This window comes from Rhodococcus sp. C26F, from assembly GCF_053345925.1.
In genome coordinates this window covers 92,444-92,667 of sequence record NZ_JBKFBA010000016.1, presented here as the reverse complement: position 1 = coordinate 92,667, position 224 = coordinate 92,444, and positions in this window count along the sequence as shown.

Below are 224 nucleotides of genomic sequence, written 5' to 3'. Positions count from 1 at the left end.
CCGCTCTCGCCGCGGCCGCCGGCTCGGTCGACCTCCTCGGGTCGACGCAGATCCTGCCCACCGCCAAGCTCGCCGAACCCCGCCGCAGCGAACTCGATCCCGAGATCACCGCGGTGATTGCGAAGATCACGACGACTCCCCCTCCGGGTGCGACGCCCGCCGCTGCCGGCGCAGCACCCGCCGCGAACACGTCGAAAGCGACCGTCGCTGCCGTCTCGGCAGCC